The organism is Deinococcus rhizophilus (assembly GCF_030271215.1).
GTDB lineage: Bacteria > Deinococcota > Deinococci > Deinococcales > Deinococcaceae > Deinococcus > Deinococcus rhizophilus.
Window position 1 is genome coordinate 1 of the sequence record NZ_JASNGB010000334.1, and the last position, 1,147, is coordinate 1,147.

Here is a 1,147-nt window from a genome sequence, read left to right on the forward strand (position 1 = left end):
CGTGCCGTGTGTCCCCGCCCTGCGCCGCACCCGCGCGACCTCCCAGCAGGCCCGGCTGCACGCGGCCGAGCGCGGGGCCAACCTCGCCGGGGCGTTTCAGGCCGACCCCCGGCGGCTCCCGGCTGGCCCGGTCCTGCTGCTCGACGACGTGCTGACCACCGGCCACACATTGCTGGCCTGCCGCGACGCCCTGCACGCGGCGGGCACGGGGCCGGTCTATTTCGCGGTCGTCGCCCGCTGATACGGTGTCCGTCCCATCCGTTCCCGCACCGGGAGGGTGCCGATTGAAGACCTCCTTCCCCGGTCACCGTCGCTTCCTGCCCGCCGTCCTCCGGCCCGCTCTGCGCGGCAAGGCGAACAGGAAGGACTCCTGACGGGCCCCAGGGTCGCGGCGCTCACCTTGACCCGCTACGCTGAAGCCCATGAAGCGTGCCCTGCTCCTCTCCCTGGCCGTTGGCCTGCCCGCGGCGGCGGCCCAGACCCTCAAGGCCCTCGACGACAAGCGCCTGCCCTTTACCGTCCAGCTTCCCCAGGACTGGTACGGCTTCCAGGCCGAGGACGGTGCCCAGGGCGTGAGCGTGATCTCGGCGCAGAAGCCGCCCGCCACGCTGATGCGGTTCTTGTTTCTGCCCAAGGGGGGCAAGGCCGCCGACATCAGCACCGAATTCCGCAACTTCGAGGCGGGCGTGAAGGGCTCGGGCGGCACCCTGCGGCTGATCGGCGGCAAGAACAGCGCTTACGGCGGCGTGCGCGGCTCCGAGCGGGTCTATTCCCTGCGGCACAGCGGCGGCGAACTGCGGATGCGGGTGTGGTTCGGTAGCGGCGCCCAGAACCTCTATTCCTTCCAGGTCACGGACAGCGCCGCCCGCTTCGCCAGGAGTGACGCCCTCTTCAAGCGGGTGCTGGGCACCGTGCGCTTCCGGTAGGGGCCGTGCGGCGCCTGCTCGCCTGCGTGACCCTGGCCCTGCTGGGCCTGGCCGGGGCCGGAAACCGTCTGGACGTGGAGCGGGTCGCCTTCTCGCCCGACGGCACCCGCGCCCTGGTCGTGGAGGCCGGAAGTCTGGACGGCAGCGGCTTCGGGGCGGCCCGGCTGTGGGTGCTGAGCACGACCACCGGGGCGGTGCTGCGCCGCGCCCAGGCCCAGGCC

Annotated in this window: 1 protein-coding gene and 2 pseudogenes; all 3 read left to right on the plus strand. The window is 72.8% G+C overall.

Going from position 1 to position 1,147, the window contains the following annotated elements:
- Nucleotides 1-241: pseudogene (locus tag QOL99_RS17170) on the plus strand (ComF family protein); the annotation flags it as partial.
- 181 nt (nt 242-422) lie between these two features.
- Nucleotides 423-926, plus strand: coding sequence for a hypothetical protein (locus QOL99_RS17175; protein ID WP_285525617.1), 504 nt, complete (start codon nt 423-425; stop codon nt 924-926).
- A gap of 5 nt (nt 927-931) precedes the next feature.
- A pseudogene (locus QOL99_RS17180) lies at nt 932-1,147 on the plus strand (DUF2259 domain-containing protein); the annotation flags it as partial.